Origin of the sequence: Pseudomonas gingeri (assembly GCF_013386115.1) — a bacterium.
Classification (GTDB): domain Bacteria; phylum Pseudomonadota; class Gammaproteobacteria; order Pseudomonadales; family Pseudomonadaceae; genus Aquipseudomonas; species Aquipseudomonas gingeri.
This window is the reverse complement of sequence record NZ_JACAOR010000005.1, coordinates 791,306-807,686: the sequence shown is the minus strand read 5'-3', so window position 1 is coordinate 807,686 and position 16,381 is coordinate 791,306. Positions and strand designations below refer to the sequence as shown.

The window sequence follows — 16,381 nt, the reverse complement described above, 5'->3', positions numbered from 1 at the left end:
GGAATGCCTCTCTGGACGCTCTGCGTCCGCTCCTGTGGGAGCCGGCTTGCCGGCGAAGAGGCCGGTCAGCCGTGCACACCACTACGGATCAACAGATCCTTCAGCACCGTCAGCAATTCCACCTGGCCCTTGCGTGGCTCGCCGGCAAATTCGATCCAGCCTTCGTTGAAGCCATCGATCATCTGCATGCGCGGCAGCGGGTTGTTCATGCCCTGGCTGCTGAACAGCGCCTGCCAGGTATCACGCGCGACCACTTCCATCCGCACCGGCTTGCCCAGCAGCTCGGCGAAACCCGCGGCGATCTGGTTCGGCGTGACCCGTTGCGGCCCCTCCAGTTCGACGATGCGCTTGCCGCTCCAGCTTTGTTGCAACAGTTGCGCCGCCAGGCGTCCGACATCCGCCGTGGCGATCATCGGCACCGGCTTGTCCAGCGGTTGCAGAAAGCTCGGGACAACCCCCGTTTCAACGGCTGCCGCCACATCCCACAAGGCGTTTTCCATGAACCAGCCCGGACGCAGGAAGGTCACCGGCAGTTCCAGGCTGCCCAGCCCCTGCTCGAGGATCTGCAGTTGATTCAGCAGGTTCGGCTGGGTGGCCTGGGCCCCGATGGTCGACAGACAGACCACCCGCCCCGGCCGCGCCTGCTCCAGGGCCGTGCGCAGGGTTTCCACCACCTGCCGGGCCTCAGGGAACCCCGGGGTCGGGTCGAAGTTCGACGGCATCATCACAAAGACGGCGTCGACACCCCTGAATGCCTGCGTCAGCGCCTGGACATCATCGACATCGGCCAGCGCCACCTGGCAACCCTGCCCGGCCCACAGTGCGCCCTTCTCCGCGCTGCGCACCACCGCGCGCACCGGTTGCCGGGCGCCCAACAAGGTTCGGGCAACAGCGCCACCGACCTGCCCGGTAATACCCATGACTGCGTACATAGAATTTCCTCCAGCGAGAAGCGACGTCTGTCGCGATGGCGAGAATTATCCGGCGCGGGCATGGATTCTCCGATAGCATGGATGTCATTGAATAAGTGACAGGGAATCACCAATGACCTTCGACTCCAGCCTCGCCAGCGGCATGGGCGTCCTCAGTGCCGTGGTCGACAGCGGCAGTTTCGCCAAGGCCGCCGACAGTCTCGACATGACGCCTTCAGGGGTCAGCCGGGCCATTGCCCGACTGGAGAAGCACCTGGGTATCCGCCTGTTCGACCGCACCACCCGCTCGATCAAATTGACCGACGAAGGCCGCCGGCTCTACGAGGAAATCACGCCGTTGCTGGCCGGGCTGGAAGAGGCCGCCCACGCCGCCAGCGGCAGCGCCAGTAGCGTGCGCGGACGGCTGCGGGTGAATATCGACCCGTACTTCTCCCGGCTGATCCTCGGCCCCGCCCTCGGCGAATTCATGAGCCGCCATCCGCTGTTGCAACTGGAACTCTATACCCGCGATCACCTGGGGGACGTGGTGGCCGATGGCTTCGACCTGGCGGTGCGCTTCGGCCATCCGGCGTCCTCGTCGCTGGTGGCGCGCAAGCTGCTGGAGGTGCGCGTGCTGACCTGCGCGTCGCCGGCCTACCTGAAACGTCATGGCCGGCCGCTGGCTCCACTGGACATGGAAGACGAGCGGCATGTCTGCGTGTCGTTCCGCGATCCCGAGAGCGGTCGGCCATTTCCCTGGGAGTTCCACCGGGGCGGGCAACGGGTCGATGTACGCAACAATGCCCGACTGGTGCTCAACGATGTCGGCACCTTGCACAGCATCTGCGAAACCGGCTACGCGATTGCCCAGGTCCTGGACCTGGGCGTGCAGCCGATGCTCGACAGCGGCCGGCTGGTGGAACTGTTTCCCGACTGGCCCGATGAGCGCTTCCCGCTGTATGCCCTATATCCATCGCGGCACCTGCCACCGGCCAAGGTCCGCGCCTTTCTGGATTTCATCATCGAGCTGAGTTCGCGATAACCCTCAGCGAGCCAGCCGGCGCAACAACACACGCTCGCGCAGCACATCATAGGCCCAGTGGTAGACATAGGTGTACGGCAGGAAAAACAGCAGCACACCGATATCCAACAGCAACGCCGTCAGCAGGCTCAACTCCAGCCACCAGGCGATCAGCGGCACGCTCACCACGACCAGCCCACCTTCGAACAGCAGCGCATGCAGCAGCCGGGTCCAGCCGTTTTGAGCAAGGGCCAGGCGCTCGCGCAGCCGGTCGAACAGGCCGTTGAACAGCACGTTCCAGCCCAGGGCGATAAAGCAGTTGAAAACCGTGACCACGCCCATGTCCAGCAGGGGCTTGTCCATCATCCAGGCAAACAGGGGCGTGCACAGCAGCACGGCGAAAAACTCGAAGCCGATGGCCTGGAAAACACGTTCGGTAAAAGACTTGCCGGTACTCATGATGGGTGCCCCCAAGGTGTCGAGGGTTGTGATTATCGCCATTTATCCAGATACTAAAAGTCGATTACCATCGATTGAGACGATAGTTCATGGCCTCCAATGAAATGCTCCAGGCCTTTGTCCAGGCCGCGACCCTCGGCTCGTTTTCCGCCGCCGCCCGCAAGCTGGGCAAGAGCCAGTCCACCATCAGTGCCGCCGTGGCCGGCCTGGAGATCGACCTGGGCTTCGAACTGTTCGACCGCAGCACCCGCAAGCCCGGCCTGACCGCCGCCGGCCATGTGATGCTGCAAAAAGCCGAGGATATCCTCGCCGCCAGCAACCGCCTGGAGATGGCCGCCAGCCAGTTGGCCCAGGGACTGGAACCGAAATTGACCGTGGTGATTTCCGACACCTACCAGTCCGATCGCTTCGAAGCTTCCCTCAGCGGTTTCGCCGCGCGCTACCCGGACCTGGAACTCGAATGCCTGATCGCCGAATGTGCCGATCTGGTGGAACTGGTCCAACATGGCCGGGCGCACGTGGCCTTTGCCGAAACCCAGGACAGCTACCCGCCGGACCTGAGCAGCGCCACCGTCGACGAGCGCACCGAGTTCGCCGTGTTCGTCCATCGCGACCATCCGCTGGCAGCCTTGAAAAAGGTCGACCAGGCGGCCTTGCAGCAACACCGCGAATTGCGCCTGGCGACCATCGTCAATCCCTATGAAACCCGCGCGCAAGGGCGGGTCTGGTCGGCGTCGAGCTACCTGATGCTGCTGGAGATGGCCCAGCGCGGCTTTGGCTGGGCGCCGCTGCCGCGCTGGCTGGTAGGACGTTTCGACAGTGGCTCGCTGGTGGAACTGCAGGTTCGCGGCTGGCCGAAACCGGTATCGGTCGATGCCCTCTGGTCGCGCCTGCATCCACCCGGACCGGCGGGCAGCTGGTTGCTGGCGAAGATGCTCGAATAGAACGGCGTCAGGCGACCGCGGCAGACGGCGGCCGGTTGGCCTGGAAGTATTCGTGCAGGGCCCGCAGGGTTGGCAATTCCAGGGCCTGGGCCGCATAACACAGGCCTACCCGGCGACTCGGTGCCGGCAGGTGCAGGGGCCGGACCTTTACCCCGGCATGCCCGGCCGCCAGGGAATGCGGCAACATCGCCACGCCGATCCCGGCGGCGACCATGTGCAGGGCCTGCTTGAGCGAATCGGCATGCCCGGCCACGGCTTCCGGCGACCGTCCGTACAGGGCCATCAAGCGCTGGTGGGAGTCATGACCCGGGCAGGTGATCCAGTCGCTGATCGGCACCCAGGGTTGGCCGGCAGCAGCGTTCGCCATCGGGTGCTCGCCCGGCAGGGCCATCACATAGGATTCCTCCCAGAGCGGCAGGAACAACTCGTCCTCGCAGCATTGCTCCTCCACCGCCAGCCGGGCATCGCCGTGGCAGCCTTCATGCACGGTCAGCAGCAGATTCGGCATGGCCTGGCGGGCCAGGCGCAGGAAAGCCTCGACCTGACTGTCGGCAATATCGCCCTCGACGCCCAATGCCAGCGGCGCCCGGTCCTCGCGTCCGCGAAACAGCCGACCGAGGGCTTCCGCCTCGGCCACCATCCGCCGCGCCTGGGGGTACAACACCCGCGCTTCGTCACTCACCTCGACCCCACGCGGCTGACGCACGAACAGCGCGGCCCCGAGGTCCTCCTCCAACTGCCGGATCGTCACCGACAAGGTCGGCTGGCTGATAAACAGGCGCTGGGCCGCCGAGGTGATATTGCGTTCCTCGAAGACCGCGAGAAATGCTTTGAGATGGCGAATATCCATAGGGAATTCCGATAGCAGACAGAGAAATAAGGCATTTTTAAGCAGAAGACCGCCTGAATATACTGCCCGCCATTGTCAGGCATTGGTTTTTATTATTTCAGGAGAGTCCCATGAGTAAGCCACTGGTCATTATCACCGGCGCCAGTTCCGGTATCGGCGAAGCAACCGCCCGCCTGCTGTCGGCAGCCGGTCATCCGCTATTGCTGCTGGCCCGGCGCACCGAACGCCTGGAAGCCCTGGCCCTGCCTGCCACCCTGAGTCGCGGTGTCGACGTCACCGACCGCGGCGCCCTGCTGGCGGCCGTTGCCGAAGCCGAGGCGCTTTACGGGCCGGCCGATGCGCTGATCAACAATGCCGGGGTGATGCTGCTGGGCAACATCGGCGAGCAGGACCCGGAGCAGTGGGACCGGATGTTCGATGTCAACGTCAAGGGCCTGCTCAATGGCGTGCATGCGGTGACCGCCGGGATGATCGAGCGCAAGCGCGGCACCCTCATCAACGTCGGCTCGGTGGCCGGGCGCAAGACCTTCCCCAACCATGTCGCCTACGTCGGAACCAAGTTCGCGGTACACGGGCTGTCGGAAAACCTGCGCGAGGAACTGGCGCCGCACAATGTCCGCGTGATCACCATCGCTCCTGGCGCCGTGGAGACCGAACTGCTGAGCCATACCACCGACGACGCCATCAAGAGCGGTTACGAGGCCTGGAAGGCCGATGACATGGGCGGTGTGGTCCTCAGTGCCGAGGATGTGGCGGCGGCCATCCGTTATGCCTACGAGCAACCGCAGCATGTGTGCATCCGCGAAATCGTCCTGGCGGCGACGCGGCAGCAGCCGTAAGGCTGATGGAGTGCCTGTGCGCCCCTCTTCGCGGGCAAGCCCGCTCCCACAAGGTGGATGTCGTCCAAACGGATTGGGCACGACGCGGACACTGTGGGAGCGGGCTTGCCCGCGAAGGCGCCGGCAGGAGCAGCCCGAACCATCCGGCCAGTCACTACTCCTCCAGTTCATCCAGCCGGCCCTGGATAAAGCGCTGCTCCGGGGCCTGTTGCGTGAGTTGCAAGGCCCGCCGGTAAGCCGCCCGCGCCTCGTCAAGGCGGCCCAGTCGACGACAGAAGTCGGCCCGGGCCGAATGGGCCAGGTGATAATCCTGCAACTCGCCCCGCCCCAGGATCTCGTCCAGAAGCACCAGCCCGGCCAAGGGCCCGTCGCGCATGGCCACGGCCACCGAGCGGTTCAACTCGATCACCGGTGATGGCACCGCCCGCAGCAACAGGTCATACAGCCCGACAATCTGCGCCCAGTCGGTTTCATCGGCGCTGGCCGCCTCGGCATGCACCGCCGCTATCGCCGCTTGCAGGCCATAGGGGCCGAAACGTCCGGTACCCAAAGCCCGCTCGACCCAGCCACATCCTTCGGCGATCAGCTCGGCATTCCACAGCGAGCGATCCTGGACATCGAGCAACACCAGATCGCCACTCGCCGACAGCCGTGCCTGGCGCCGCGACTCATGCAGCAACATCAGCGCCAGCAGCCCCATGACTTCGGGATCCGGCAGCAACTCCAGCAGCAGCCGCGCCAGGCGGATCGCCTCCGCGGTCAGTTCGTCGCGGGTCAGGCTGCCGCCCAGGGAGGCCGAATAACCTTCGTTGAACACCAGGTAGATCACCCGCAGAACGCTATCCAGGCGTTCGGGCAGCTCGGCCAGGGATGGCACCTGGTAGGGAATTTTCGCATCGCGGATCTTCGCCTTGGCCCGGACGATCCGCTGGGCAATGGTCGAAGGCGTCGAGAGAAACGCGCGGGCGATCTCTTCCGTGGTCAGGTCGCAGACTTCCCGCAGCGTCAACGGCACCTGGGCATCCGCCGAGAGCGCCGGGTGACAGCAGGTGAAGATCAGCCGCAGCCGGTCGTCCTGCAGATCCTCGACGTCCCATTCGGTCTGTTCGAGCGCTTCGGCCTGGGCGATCAACTGCGCCTGGGAGGCCGCGAAACGCGCCCGCCGGCGCAACACATCAATCGCCTTGAAGCGTCCGGTGGAGACCAGCCACGCTCGCGGGTTGGCCGGCACGCCATCGCTCTGCCAACGCTCGACCGCGACAAAGAACGCCTCGTGCAAGGCTTCCTCCGCCAGGTCGAAATCGCCGAGCAGACGAATCAGGGTCGCGAGAATCCGTCGGGACTCCTGGCGATAGACGAGTTCGACCTGGCGCTTGACGGCCTCCGGCGTCCCCGTCAATCCGGCAGCCCCTGTTCGAGCAGCAAGGCCAGGCGGTCGAGGCTTTCACCCCAGCCCTGGTGAAACCCCATCCCTTCGTGGGCGTCTCGCTCCGCCGCGTTCCAATGCATGGCACTGGCGGTATAGAGGGTGCCGCCCTCGGCTTCTTCCAGGGTGATGCGCGCGGTCATGAATGGCTTGCCGGTGGGAATCCAGCCGGGGCCGAAGGCATCGGTGAAGACGATCCGTTCGGGCGCGGCGATCTCCAGGAACACCCCTTGATAGGGATACTCGGTGCCATCCGGCGCCCGCATGACCGTGCGAAACAGGCCGCCGACCCACAACTGCATATCGCAGACCGGCGTGGTCATGCCATGCGGGCCCCACCAGCGGGCGAGCAGGCGAGGTTCGGTCCAGGCCCGGAACACCTGGTTGCGCGGCGCCTCCAGCAGGCGGCTGATGGACAACTCGAATTCCGCGCCGGTCGGGGCCAGCGGTAGATTGCTCATGGGAACGCTCCTCTTATTGTTATGGGCTTGTATCCGCTTGAGGTTCGGCGCGGCTAACGGCGCTTCTACAGATTCAACTCCCGAACCGGACGGACTTCAACACTGCCGACACGGGCAGCCGGAATATTTCCGGCAATCTGCAAGGCCTCATTGAGGTCCTTGGCTTCCACCAGATAGAACCCGGCAAGCTGCTCCTTGGTTTCGGCAAACGGCCCGTCGGTGATGGACAGCTTGCCACCGCGCATGCGCACCGTGGTGGCGGTCTGCACCGACTCCAGCGGCTCGGCGGCCAGCATCCGGCCACTGGCCTGGATCGACTGCGCGTACGCCAGGCACTCGGGATCCTTGGGGCTGTCGGGATGGGAGTGCAACAGCTCTTCGTTACTGTAGATCAGGCACAGGTATTTCATCGCAGGTCTCCAGGACAGTCGGACAACTATGGCTGCTGTTTGAGAATCCGGCTTCAACACTTGTCGAAGCCCCCCACCTCCAGGCGGGAACATTGACTAGTCGAACAGGCTGGGAGCCAATCGACAACCTTCCGGGGATTTCGGAAAAAAAACGGTGCGTAAGAGAAAGCCGATAGAATCCTGCACTCTTGCCTACAGGAAAAAAGGACCCGCTGTCGTGAGAACCACCCTGGTCGACTATAAGACCCTGAACCCGGCCCAGCTCGAACAACTGAACCTGATTCAAGTCGATGCGGCGCAGAAAGAATTCTCCAGCGATATCGCTGGCGGCCTGGCCGTCCTGCACGCTCATCAGGGCAACGATGTGAAGGGGTTTGTCCTGTTGGACGGGGAGTTACCGGTGGCCTTCCTGCTGCTCAAGCGACCGCCCGCCTCACCGGCCTGGGCCACCGGCACGACCTGTACGCTGCACGCCTTGCAGGTCGATAAAGAGCAACAAGGACGCGGCCTCGGACGACGCTGCATGGAGGCCCTGCCTGCCGTCGCCCGTGCCGCCTGGCCCGAGACCACGCACCTGATGCTGGCCGTGGATGCAGGGAATCACGCGGCTCGCGGGCTCTATCTGAAACAGGGTTTTATCGACAGCGGCGAAACCTTTTACGGTCGGGTCGGCGAAGAACGCCGGCTGACCCTGGCCCTATGAATACCGCCCCGGCACCTGCGGCAACTGCCGGGGCACTCACTTCAGGTAGTGACATGCAAACCCGTCTGGCCTGCTACCACGAGCTGTCGACCCTGCAACGCGAACAGCTCGACGGGCTGCAGGTGCATCCCGAACAGTTGCCGTTCTGCGGCGATATCCAGTGCGCCCTGTATTTTCTGCCCCGTGATCCCCATGCCGAGGTGAAGGGACTGGTGCTGCTGGAGGGGGAAACACCGGTGGGCTTTCTGCTGCTCAAGCGCCATCCCCTTGTCCCGCACTGGGCCGGCAGCGGCAGCGTCACGCTGCACGCCGTGCAGGTGGACAAACGCGCCCAGGGCCGCGGCGTCGGTGCGGCCCTCATGCAAGCCTTGCCCGACACCGCGCGCCGACTCTGGCCCGAGGCGCTGGAACTGGTGCTGTCGGTCGGCAACGACAATCCGCACGCCATGGGGTTCTACCTCAGGCAAGGCTGGGTCGATACCGGCGAGGCGTACCAGGGCGAACGGCGCCTGGCGCTCAGGCTCTAGCGATACCCGGCCAGACAGCGCCCTTTGAGCGATGATGGCAATTACAGGGTGGCCATATATATGAGATCAACTTTTCATCACTGGTAAAACTTGAGCGCTTTGCAAACCTGTCTTTCGGTTATTAAATCAGACCGTCTCTGCTTCGGCATGAAACAGGGAATCGTTTTGTTAATAACCTGAAAGGACTCAATAATAAATGGACATACAAAACAGAACTTCAAATGATGCGCCTCCAGCCTCCGTCAGCATCGACCGGGAAACCGCCAACACCGCCGGTACACACGACTTCGAGTTCGGTGAGCACGGGGACGGCCTGGTCATTTTCTCGGAAGCAGGCCCGGGTTTTATCGGACCCTCGATATTGCAACGCGATGGCCGTCATTTCTTTATCGGCGTGCATGAATCCTCGTCAACCAGTTTGATGCAGGCAGACTTCAGTGCCGAGGGTTTTTATTATAACTACTTCACTTCGCCCCTCCCGGGTTCGAGTCGGGCACTGCTCAATACCGTACTGGATAACGAAGACAAGTTTGTTGTCCTCGGCAACTTCCGCTCCGATGAACAGGCATTTTGCACCCGCCTCACGGCCACCGGCGAAACGGACCCGACCTTTGGCGAGCAGGGTGAATTCATACTGCCCTACAAAGCGCCCTGGACCGGCTACGGCCGCCGGCTCGCCGTGCAAGCGGATGGTCATATCGTCCTGCTCCTGAGGACCGCCGACCTCGGCAAACCGGACAGGGGCGTCATTGTCCGGCTGACACCCGCCGGCAGCTTTGATCCGGGCTTCGGCACCTGTGGCGTGGTCACGGCACCCGAGCCGGGCATGACCTTCGAGGCGGTTCGCATCCAGGCGGATGGCAAGCTGGTGATCGCCGGCAGGCGCGGCCGGCGGGCGGTACTGATGCGCTATGGCATCACCGGCCTGCCGGACAAGACCTTCGGCTGCACCGGCTATCTGGAGCTGGAGTCGGCTACGGAAGGCAGCGCGGCACTGTTCGATGTCGCCATACAGGCCGATCAGAAAATAGTCGCCGTGGGCTCGGCGGACCTGGCGCAGCAGGTTGCACTGCTCATTCGGGTCACCGCCGAGGGCACGCTGGACCCACTGTTCAACTCGGGAACGCCCTGGGCGTTTCCAGGCTTGGGCCTGGGTTTCGCGACCGCCATTCAGGAGGACGGGAAGATCGTCAGTTCCGGCCACAAGGACCTCGGTGGTCATACCTGGTTGATGCGCCATCTGGCCACCGGTGAACCGGACCGGGGCTTTGGCGACAGGGGACTGAGCCGGGTCAACAGCATTCCAGGCAGTACCAGCTATCTCTCCCACCTGGAACTGCAGCCCGACGGCAAGATCCTGATTTCCGGACGCTACGCCACGCACTCGGCGGTCATTCGCTGCCACGGGGGCTGAACGAGTCTTCTTGCAGGCGCCCCGATGGCGCCTGCAAGAAGCAGGACAAGCGGGAACGCCGGTCTACAGTTCGAGGATCATTTCGTGCCAGACCATGCCACCGTGATCGGACTCCGACGGCTTGCTGTAGATAAAACCGAACGTCTGATAGAACGGCACCAGGCGCTCCTGGCACATCAGGTAAATGCTCGCCTTGCCCAGGTCGCGCATCTGCTCGATAAAGGCGCTCATCAAGCGCTTGGCCAGGCCTTGTCCCTGATAGTCCGGATGCACCACCACCGACATGATCACCACGTGGGGACCCTGCGGGTCGTGGCCAATCAGTTCCTTGAATGCCTCGTCGGACATCTGCACGTCGAACGCCGAGCCGGAATTGACGAAACCGGCGACCACACCGTCAACCTCAAGCACGATAAAACCTTGCGGCCAGGTCGCGATACGGGTGGCGATCTTTTCCCGGGTCGCGGCTTCATCGCCTTCGTAGGCGATACTCTCGATGGCGAAACAGCGGTCCAGGTCAGTGGTCAAGACCTGGCGGATAATGGAATTCGAAGGACTCATGGCAGTTCAGGCAACCTTGTAACAGGAAAAATAGTCGGCATCAGGGAAGCGAATCCAGCCCGCTTCGTATCTGGCTCATATTGTTGTGGGAACGGTCCGTAAAGCTTTCATATAGTCGATGTCTTTGCCATCGGTTTTCGACTATTTCTCTGCAGGTCGCCGCCTTGCGCGGTGTTTTGCGGAGTGCTGCCATGACCAATATTCAGATCGGCCTGCTGATGTTGCTGGGTATCAGTGCGTTTGGCGTGATCACCCTCTACCTCGATTTCTGGCGCGCCACCAAGGCGCAAAGAGACCACAAATAAACCGTTACAAACCGACCAGGCGATAGCCAACCTGCAGTTCCGTGATCAGGTACTGCGGCTGTGCCGGGTCGGCTTCGAGTTTCTGCCGCAGATGTGCCATGTGTACCCGCAAGTAATGGGCACGATCGACATAGTCCAGCCCCCAGACATCCAGCAGCAGTTGCCGATGGGTCAACACCCGGCCCTGGCCGCGGATCAGTGCGCTCAACAGGCGAAATTCGATAGGTGTCAGGTGCACGCTCTCGTTGCCACGACGCACCTCATGGGTCGCCAGGTCGACCTCGACCTCACCGAAACGCACCTTGCTGCTCAGCGCCGCCGTGCCAGTCTGCACCTGCCGACGCAGTTGCGCACGGATACGCGCGAGCAATTCGGGAACGCCGAACGGCTTGACCAGGTAATCGTCGGCCCCGGCATCCAGCGCCGCGACTTTCTCGTCTTCGCGGTCACGGGCCGACAGCACCAGGATCGGCACGCTCATCCAGCCGCGCAACTCGCTGATCAGGTCCTTGCCATCGCCGTCGGGCAGGCCCAGGTCGACGATCACCAGGTCCGGCTGGCGGCTGGCCGCATCGATCAGGGCGCGCTTGCTGCTGTCGGCCTCGAACACCTGGAAGCCCTCGTCTTGCAGGGCGATACCGATAAACCGGCGAATATTGGCTTCATCCTCGACAATCAGGATACGGCTGCTGCTCATAATGATTCCATGGACGGCGGCTGACCCGCCGGTAAGCTGATGATAAAGGAAAGCCCGCCGCCCGCCCGGGCCCGGGCGACTACCTGGCCGCCATGAGCCTCGACGATGCGCCGGACCAGTGCCAGGCCCAACCCGATGCCGGACACCGCCGACTCCTGCTGGCCACGACTGAAGGCTTCGAACAGTTGTTCCGGGACGATGCCGAGGGGACAGCCCGGCCCGCTGTCCGAAACCTCCAGCACGATATGGGGTTCCTGCGGGTAAGCCGCGATGGTGATCGACGTACCGGGCGCAGTGTATTTGGCGGCGTTGTCCAGCAGGTTGACCAGGACCCGCTCGAGCAACAACGCATCGACCTCCACCAGGGGCAGGTCTGCCGGCAGCTGGGTCCGCACGCCATGGCGGGCCAGCGGTTCACGCAGTTGGCGCAAGGCACTGCCGACGACTTCCTCCAGGGAATGCCACTGTCGATTGAGGCGCACGCCGCGATCCTGCAGGCGAGCCATATCAAGCAGGTTCTCGATCAAGCGCTGCATGGCGCTGGCCTGGTCGTGAATCCCCGCCAGCAGGTCCGCCAGCACGCCGTCCCGGGCATGGGGCGCCGCCGCATCGGCGGCACCGATAATGGTCGTCAGCGGCGTGCGCAGGTCATGGGAGATCGCCGCCAGCAGAGTGTTGCGCATCCGCTCGCCTTCCATCTGTACCAGGGTGCTCTGCGCCACCTCGACGAAATGCACACGCTCCAGGGCAATCGCCAACTGGCTCATGCAGGCTTCCAGCAGGCGTTGTTCCTGCGGGTCTTTGAGGCGCTCGGGATCGCTCAGGTCGAGAACCAGCACCCCACGCACGCGCATCGGCGCCTTCAACGGAAAATAGCAACCCGCCGCGGCCGCCAGGGTGTCGCTGCCGCGCCCCGCCGGACGCCCGTGATCGTAGGTCCACTGGGCGATGCTTTCATCCGCCGCAAACACACTGCCGGCCATGGACCGCACCGCGTCGCCGGGATCCGGCAGGGCCAGGGCGACCCGGGCCTCGAACACGGCAGCGAAGGTGCGTAGCGCCACCTGGGTGATCTGTTCGACCGTCAACGCTGCCGACAAGTCCCGCGCCAACAGCGCCAAGGAAGTGGCCCGCCGCTCCCGGGCGGCTGCTGTCCGCGCCTCATGACGCAGGCGCGCGGTCAATTGCCCGGTGATCAGGGCAATCCCCAGCATCAAGGCGAAGGTGAAGAAATACTGAGTATCGTTGACCGTGAACGACCACACCGGCTGCACGAAAAAGAAGTCGAAACACAGGACCGCGAGCATCGCCGCCCAGATCCCGGGACCGCGTCCCAGGCGCAGCGCCACCAGCACCACGGTCAGCAGGAACAGCATGACCACGTTGGCCGGGTCGAAAACCTGCAGTAACAGGGCCGCCAACGCCGTGGCCGCGAAACAGGCCAGGGTGGCCCAGAAATACGCCAACCCGCGACCCACGCTCGGCTCGGGCGCCACTTGAGGTTTTGCCGCCACCTTCGGCAACGCCCCCTGGGCAATGACAATCTGGTCGATCTGCGGGTGCTGGCGGCTGATCCGATCGCTGACCGACTGGTGCCAGAACCGCCAGCGCCGACGCGGCCGATGGCCGAGCAACAGGCGGTTGGCATTGCGCTCCCGGGCGCAGGCGACCAGGGCATCGGCAACGTCGATGCCGGCGAGGATCGCCGTGTCGGCACCGAACTCGGCGGCCAGCGCCAGGGTCTTCATCGCCTGGCTTCGGCGTCCCGCCACCGACCGGCGTGCCGTGGACGACTCGACGTGCACCACGATCCAGTCCGCCTCGAGCTTCTGCGCCAGACGTGCCGCTTCGCGCACCAGGCGTTCGTCCTCGGGCACTCCGGCAATCCCCACCAGCAGGCGCTCGCGGGCGGCCCACAGGGTGTCGATGGAGCGCTCGCGACGATAGACGCGCATCTGCGCATCGACCCGGTCGGCGGTACGTCGCAGGGCCAGCTCGCGCAACGCCAGCAGGTTGCCCTTGCGAAAAAAGTGCCGCGATGCCCGCTCGGCCTGGGGCGCGAGGTACACCTTGCCGTCCTTGAGGCGTTGCAGCAGTTCATCGGGCGGCAGATCGACCAGCAGCACTTCGTCGGCACCGTCGAACAGATGATCCGGCACGGTTTCCCGAACGCGGGTCCCGATGATGCCGCTGACCAGGTCGTTGAGGCTTTCCAGGTGCTGGACGTTCAGGGTACTCCAGACATCGATACCGGCCCGCAACAGCTCCTCGACGTCCTGCCAGCGCTTGGGGTGGCGCGAGCCGGGGACATTGCTGTGGGCCAGCTCGTCCACCAGCAGCACCGCCGGGCAACGGGCCAGGGCGGCATCCAGGTCGAACTCCGGCAATCTGCCGCCCCGGTGTTGCAGGGCATGACGCGGCAGTTGTTCCAGCCCTTCGAGCAAGGCCGCGGTGTCGCTGCGGCCGTGGGTCTCGACGATACCGGCGACCACCTCGCGCCCCTGCGCCTGCTCGCGGCGGGCCGCCTGGAGCATGGCGCAGGTTTTCCCGACGCCGGCGTTGGAACCGAAGTAGATGCGCAAACGGCCGCGTCGAGCGGCCTGTTCGTCCTGCTGCAGTTTCTCCAGCAGCGCATCCGGGTCGGGACGACCGTCGCGGGATGTGTCGTTCAAAGCCATGTCATTCCTTGTGCCCCCATTGCTCGCGAACCCACTCCTTGTGAACGGGTCCCGCGAACGGTGCCCTGTGGCGAGCAGGCGAGCCCCCTCGCCACACGGTCATCCGGCCTATACCAGCCCCAGCCCCGCCAGCAGCATATCGATCAGCTTGATCCCGGCGAACGGAACCAGCACGCCCCCCAGTCCATAGATCAGCAGGTTGCGGTTGAGCAACGCCGCCGCGCCGATGGCCCGGTAGGTCACCCCCTTGAGCGCCAGGGGAATCAGCACCACGATGATCAGCGCGTTGAAGATCACCGCACTGAGAATCGCCGAGTTCGGGCTGCTCAGGTGCATCACATTCAGCGCCGCCAACTGGGGATAAGTCGCCACGAACGCGGCAGGCACAATAGCAAAATACTTCGCCACGTCATTGGCGACGCTGAAGGTGGTCAGCGCGCCCCGGGTCATCAGCATCTGCTTGCCCACCTCGACCACTTCGATCAGCTTGGTCGGGTTGCTGTCCAGGTCGACCATGTTCCCGGCTTCCTTGGCCGCCTGGGTGCCGCTGTTCATCGCCACGGCGACATCGGCCTGGGCCAGTGCCGGGGCATCGTTGGTGCCGTCGCCGGTCATCGCCACCAGCTTGCCCTGGGCCTGGTAGTCGCGGATCAACTGCAACTTGTCTTCCGGGCGGGCTTCGGCGAGAAAATCATCGACCCCGGCCTCCGCCGCAATCGCCGCCGCGGTCAGGTGGTTGTCGCCGGTGATCATCACCGTCTTGATACCCATGCGCCGCAGCTCGCAAAACCGCTCCTTGATCCCGCCCTTGACGACATCCTTGAGCTCGATCACTCCCAGGGCCCGCGCGCCCTCGCACACCACCAGCGGCGTGCTGCCCCGTCGCGCGACTTCATCCACCCGGGTTTGCAGTGCCATGGGAAAACCGCCGCCGAGGGCTTCCACATGCCGACGGATCGCATCGGCGGCCCCCTTGCGGATCACCCGCCCATCGGCCAGGTCGACGCCGCTCATGCGGGTCTGCGCGGTAAACGTCACAAAGCTGGCAGCCAGGCGATCGAGATCCGGCTCGGGCAGCTCGAATTTCTGCCGGGCCAAGGCAACGATACTTCGCCCTTCCGGGGTTTCATCGGCCAGGGAAGCCAACTGCGCCGCCAGTGCCACTTCACTGTCCCTGATCCCGGGAGCGGCCAGGAAAGCACTGGCCTGACGGTTGCCCAGGGTGATGGTGCCGGTCTTGTCCAGCAGCAACACGTCCACATCCCCCGCCGCCTCCACCGCCCGTCCCGAGGTGGCGATCACGTTGGCCGCCATCATCCGACTCATGCCCGCCACGCCGATGGCCGACAACAGGCCGCCGATGGTGGTGGGGATCAGGCACACCAGCAATGCCACCAGCACCGTCGCGCTGACGACATTGCCCGTACCGCTCATGCTCACGGCAAAGATCGAATACGGACTGAGGGTGACGATGACCAGCAGGAACAGCGCGGTCAGCCCCACCAGCAGAATGGTCAACGCCACTTCGTTGGGCGTCTTCTGCCGTTTGGCGGACTCGACCATGGAAATCATCCGGTCGAGGAAGGATTCGCCGGGGTTGACGCTGATGCGCACCACCAGCCAGTCCGACAGTACCCGCGTGCCGCCGGTGACCGAGGAGAAATCGCCACCGGCCTCGCGGATCACCGGAGCCGACTCGCCGGTGATCGCGCTTTCGTCCACCGACGCCACGCCCTCGATGACGATGCCGTCCAGCGGCACCAGATCGCCGGCCTCGATCAGCACCACGGCGTCCTTGCGCAGATCGCTGGCCTGCACCGGTAGCCATCTGGCGCCGTGGTGCGGCTGGTTCAGCAACTTGGCCAGGGTCTGGCGCTTCATGCCACGCAAGCTGGCAGCCTGGGCCCGGCTGCGTCCCTCGGCCAGGGCCTCGGCGAAGTTGGCGAAGAGCACGGTGAACCACAGCCACAGGCAGATGCTCAGGATAAAGCCGCTGGAGGCCTCGCCCTGGCCGCCCCATGACTGGAACCACAACAGGGTGGTCAACAGACTGCCCAGGTAGACCACGAACATCACCGGGTTCTTCCACTGGGCCTGCGGCAGGAGTTTCCTGAAGGCATCCAGGCCCGCCGCGAGCAGCAGGGCACGGTCGAACAACGGCAAACGGACTTTCAT

Annotated in this window: 16 protein-coding genes; 6 read left to right on the top strand and 10 right to left on the bottom strand. The window is 64.2% G+C overall.

Translation table 11 applies throughout. The features are described from left to right. Positions 1 to 65: 65 nt before the first annotated feature. A complete protein-coding gene (locus HX881_RS11630; RefSeq protein WP_177084501.1) occupies positions 66 to 932 on the bottom strand; it encodes an NmrA family NAD(P)-binding protein in 867 nt (288 codons plus the stop codon). 112 nt (positions 933 to 1,044) lie between these two features. Here HX881_RS11630 and HX881_RS11625 point away from each other — a divergent pair, with 112 nt between their 5' ends. Then, positions 1,045 to 1,953 (top strand): LysR family transcriptional regulator, encoded by a 909-nt coding sequence (locus HX881_RS11625; protein WP_177084499.1) that lies wholly within the window; start codon positions 1,045 to 1,047, stop codon positions 1,951 to 1,953. A gap of 3 nt (positions 1,954 to 1,956) precedes the next feature. On the opposite strand, the gene HX881_RS11620 is transcribed toward HX881_RS11625, so the two are convergent. After that, positions 1,957 to 2,391 carry a multidrug/biocide efflux PACE transporter gene (locus HX881_RS11620; RefSeq protein WP_177084594.1) on the bottom strand — a complete coding sequence of 145 codons (435 nt, stop codon included), beginning with the start codon at positions 2,389 to 2,391 and terminating at the stop codon, positions 1,957 to 1,959. 89 nt (positions 2,392 to 2,480) lie between these two features. Between HX881_RS11620 and HX881_RS11615 the strand changes: the two genes are divergently transcribed. Further along, on the top strand, positions 2,481 to 3,335 hold the full coding sequence (locus tag HX881_RS11615; protein WP_177084498.1) for a LysR family transcriptional regulator: 855 nt from the start codon (positions 2,481 to 2,483) through the stop codon (positions 3,333 to 3,335). Between the two features lie 7 nt (positions 3,336 to 3,342). Here the strand turns inward: HX881_RS11615 and HX881_RS11610 are convergent, their stop codons facing one another. Beyond that, on the bottom strand, positions 3,343 to 4,185 hold the full coding sequence (locus HX881_RS11610) for a LysR family transcriptional regulator (protein WP_177084496.1): 843 nt from the start codon (positions 4,183 to 4,185) through the stop codon (positions 3,343 to 3,345). A 110-nt stretch (positions 4,186 to 4,295) separates the two neighbouring features. Between HX881_RS11610 and HX881_RS11605 the strand changes: the two genes are divergently transcribed. Then, positions 4,296 to 5,024 (top strand): SDR family oxidoreductase, encoded by a 729-nt coding sequence (locus HX881_RS11605; protein ID WP_177084494.1) that lies wholly within the window; start codon positions 4,296 to 4,298, stop codon positions 5,022 to 5,024. A gap of 154 nt (positions 5,025 to 5,178) precedes the next feature. On the opposite strand, the gene HX881_RS11600 is transcribed toward HX881_RS11605, so the two are convergent. The 3 genes from HX881_RS11600 to HX881_RS11590 all read right to left on the bottom strand — a co-directional run bounded on the left by HX881_RS11600 (position 5,179) and on the right by HX881_RS11590 (position 7,321). Then, positions 5,179 to 6,423, bottom strand: coding sequence for an RNA polymerase sigma factor (locus HX881_RS11600; protein WP_177084492.1), 1,245 nt, complete (start codon positions 6,421 to 6,423; stop codon positions 5,179 to 5,181). Next, the gene (locus tag HX881_RS11595; RefSeq protein WP_017126178.1) at positions 6,420 to 6,911 is read right to left on the bottom strand and encodes an SRPBCC family protein; all 492 of its coding nucleotides are present in this window, start codon (positions 6,909 to 6,911) and stop codon (positions 6,420 to 6,422) included. Before HX881_RS11595 ends, HX881_RS11600 begins: the two co-directional genes overlap by 4 nt. Positions 6,912 to 6,976: 65 nt before the next feature. Further along, positions 6,977 to 7,321 carry a YciI family protein gene (locus HX881_RS11590; RefSeq protein WP_017126179.1) on the bottom strand — a complete coding sequence of 115 codons (345 nt, stop codon included), beginning with the start codon at positions 7,319 to 7,321 and terminating at the stop codon, positions 6,977 to 6,979. Positions 7,322 to 7,538: 217 nt separating this feature from the next. Between HX881_RS11590 and HX881_RS11585 the strand changes: the two genes are divergently transcribed. The 3 genes from HX881_RS11585 (at position 7,539) to HX881_RS11575 (ending at position 9,965) form a co-directional block, all read left to right on the top strand. Further along, entirely contained in the window at positions 7,539 to 8,024 is a 486-nt protein-coding gene (locus tag HX881_RS11585; protein WP_017126180.1) for a GNAT family N-acetyltransferase, read from the top strand. 53 nt (positions 8,025 to 8,077) lie between these two features. Next, positions 8,078 to 8,551, top strand: a complete 474-nt coding sequence (locus tag HX881_RS11580; protein WP_177084490.1) for a GNAT family N-acetyltransferase — start codon at positions 8,078 to 8,080, stop codon at positions 8,549 to 8,551. A 196-nt stretch (positions 8,552 to 8,747) separates the two neighbouring features. Further along, positions 8,748 to 9,965, top strand: a complete 1,218-nt coding sequence (locus HX881_RS11575) for an NHL repeat-containing protein (protein WP_177084488.1) — start codon at positions 8,748 to 8,750, stop codon at positions 9,963 to 9,965. A 63-nt stretch (positions 9,966 to 10,028) separates the two neighbouring features. Here the strand turns inward: HX881_RS11575 and HX881_RS11570 are convergent, their stop codons facing one another. The 4 genes from HX881_RS11570 to kdpB form a co-directional block, all read right to left on the bottom strand. Continuing rightward, a complete protein-coding gene (locus HX881_RS11570; protein ID WP_177084486.1) occupies positions 10,029 to 10,526 on the bottom strand; it encodes a GNAT family N-acetyltransferase in 498 nt (165 codons plus the stop codon). 309 nt (positions 10,527 to 10,835) lie between these two features. Next, positions 10,836 to 11,528 (bottom strand): response regulator, encoded by a 693-nt coding sequence (locus HX881_RS11565; RefSeq protein ID WP_177084484.1) that lies wholly within the window; start codon positions 11,526 to 11,528, stop codon positions 10,836 to 10,838. Continuing rightward, positions 11,525 to 14,206, bottom strand: a complete 2,682-nt coding sequence (locus tag HX881_RS11560) for a sensor histidine kinase (protein WP_177084482.1) — start codon at positions 14,204 to 14,206, stop codon at positions 11,525 to 11,527. The genes HX881_RS11565 and HX881_RS11560 overlap by 4 nt, the downstream gene beginning before the upstream one ends. Positions 14,207 to 14,314: 108 nt before the next feature. After that, positions 14,315 to 16,381 (bottom strand): potassium-transporting ATPase subunit KdpB, encoded by a 2,067-nt coding sequence (gene kdpB, locus HX881_RS11555; protein ID WP_177084592.1) that lies wholly within the window; start codon positions 16,379 to 16,381, stop codon positions 14,315 to 14,317.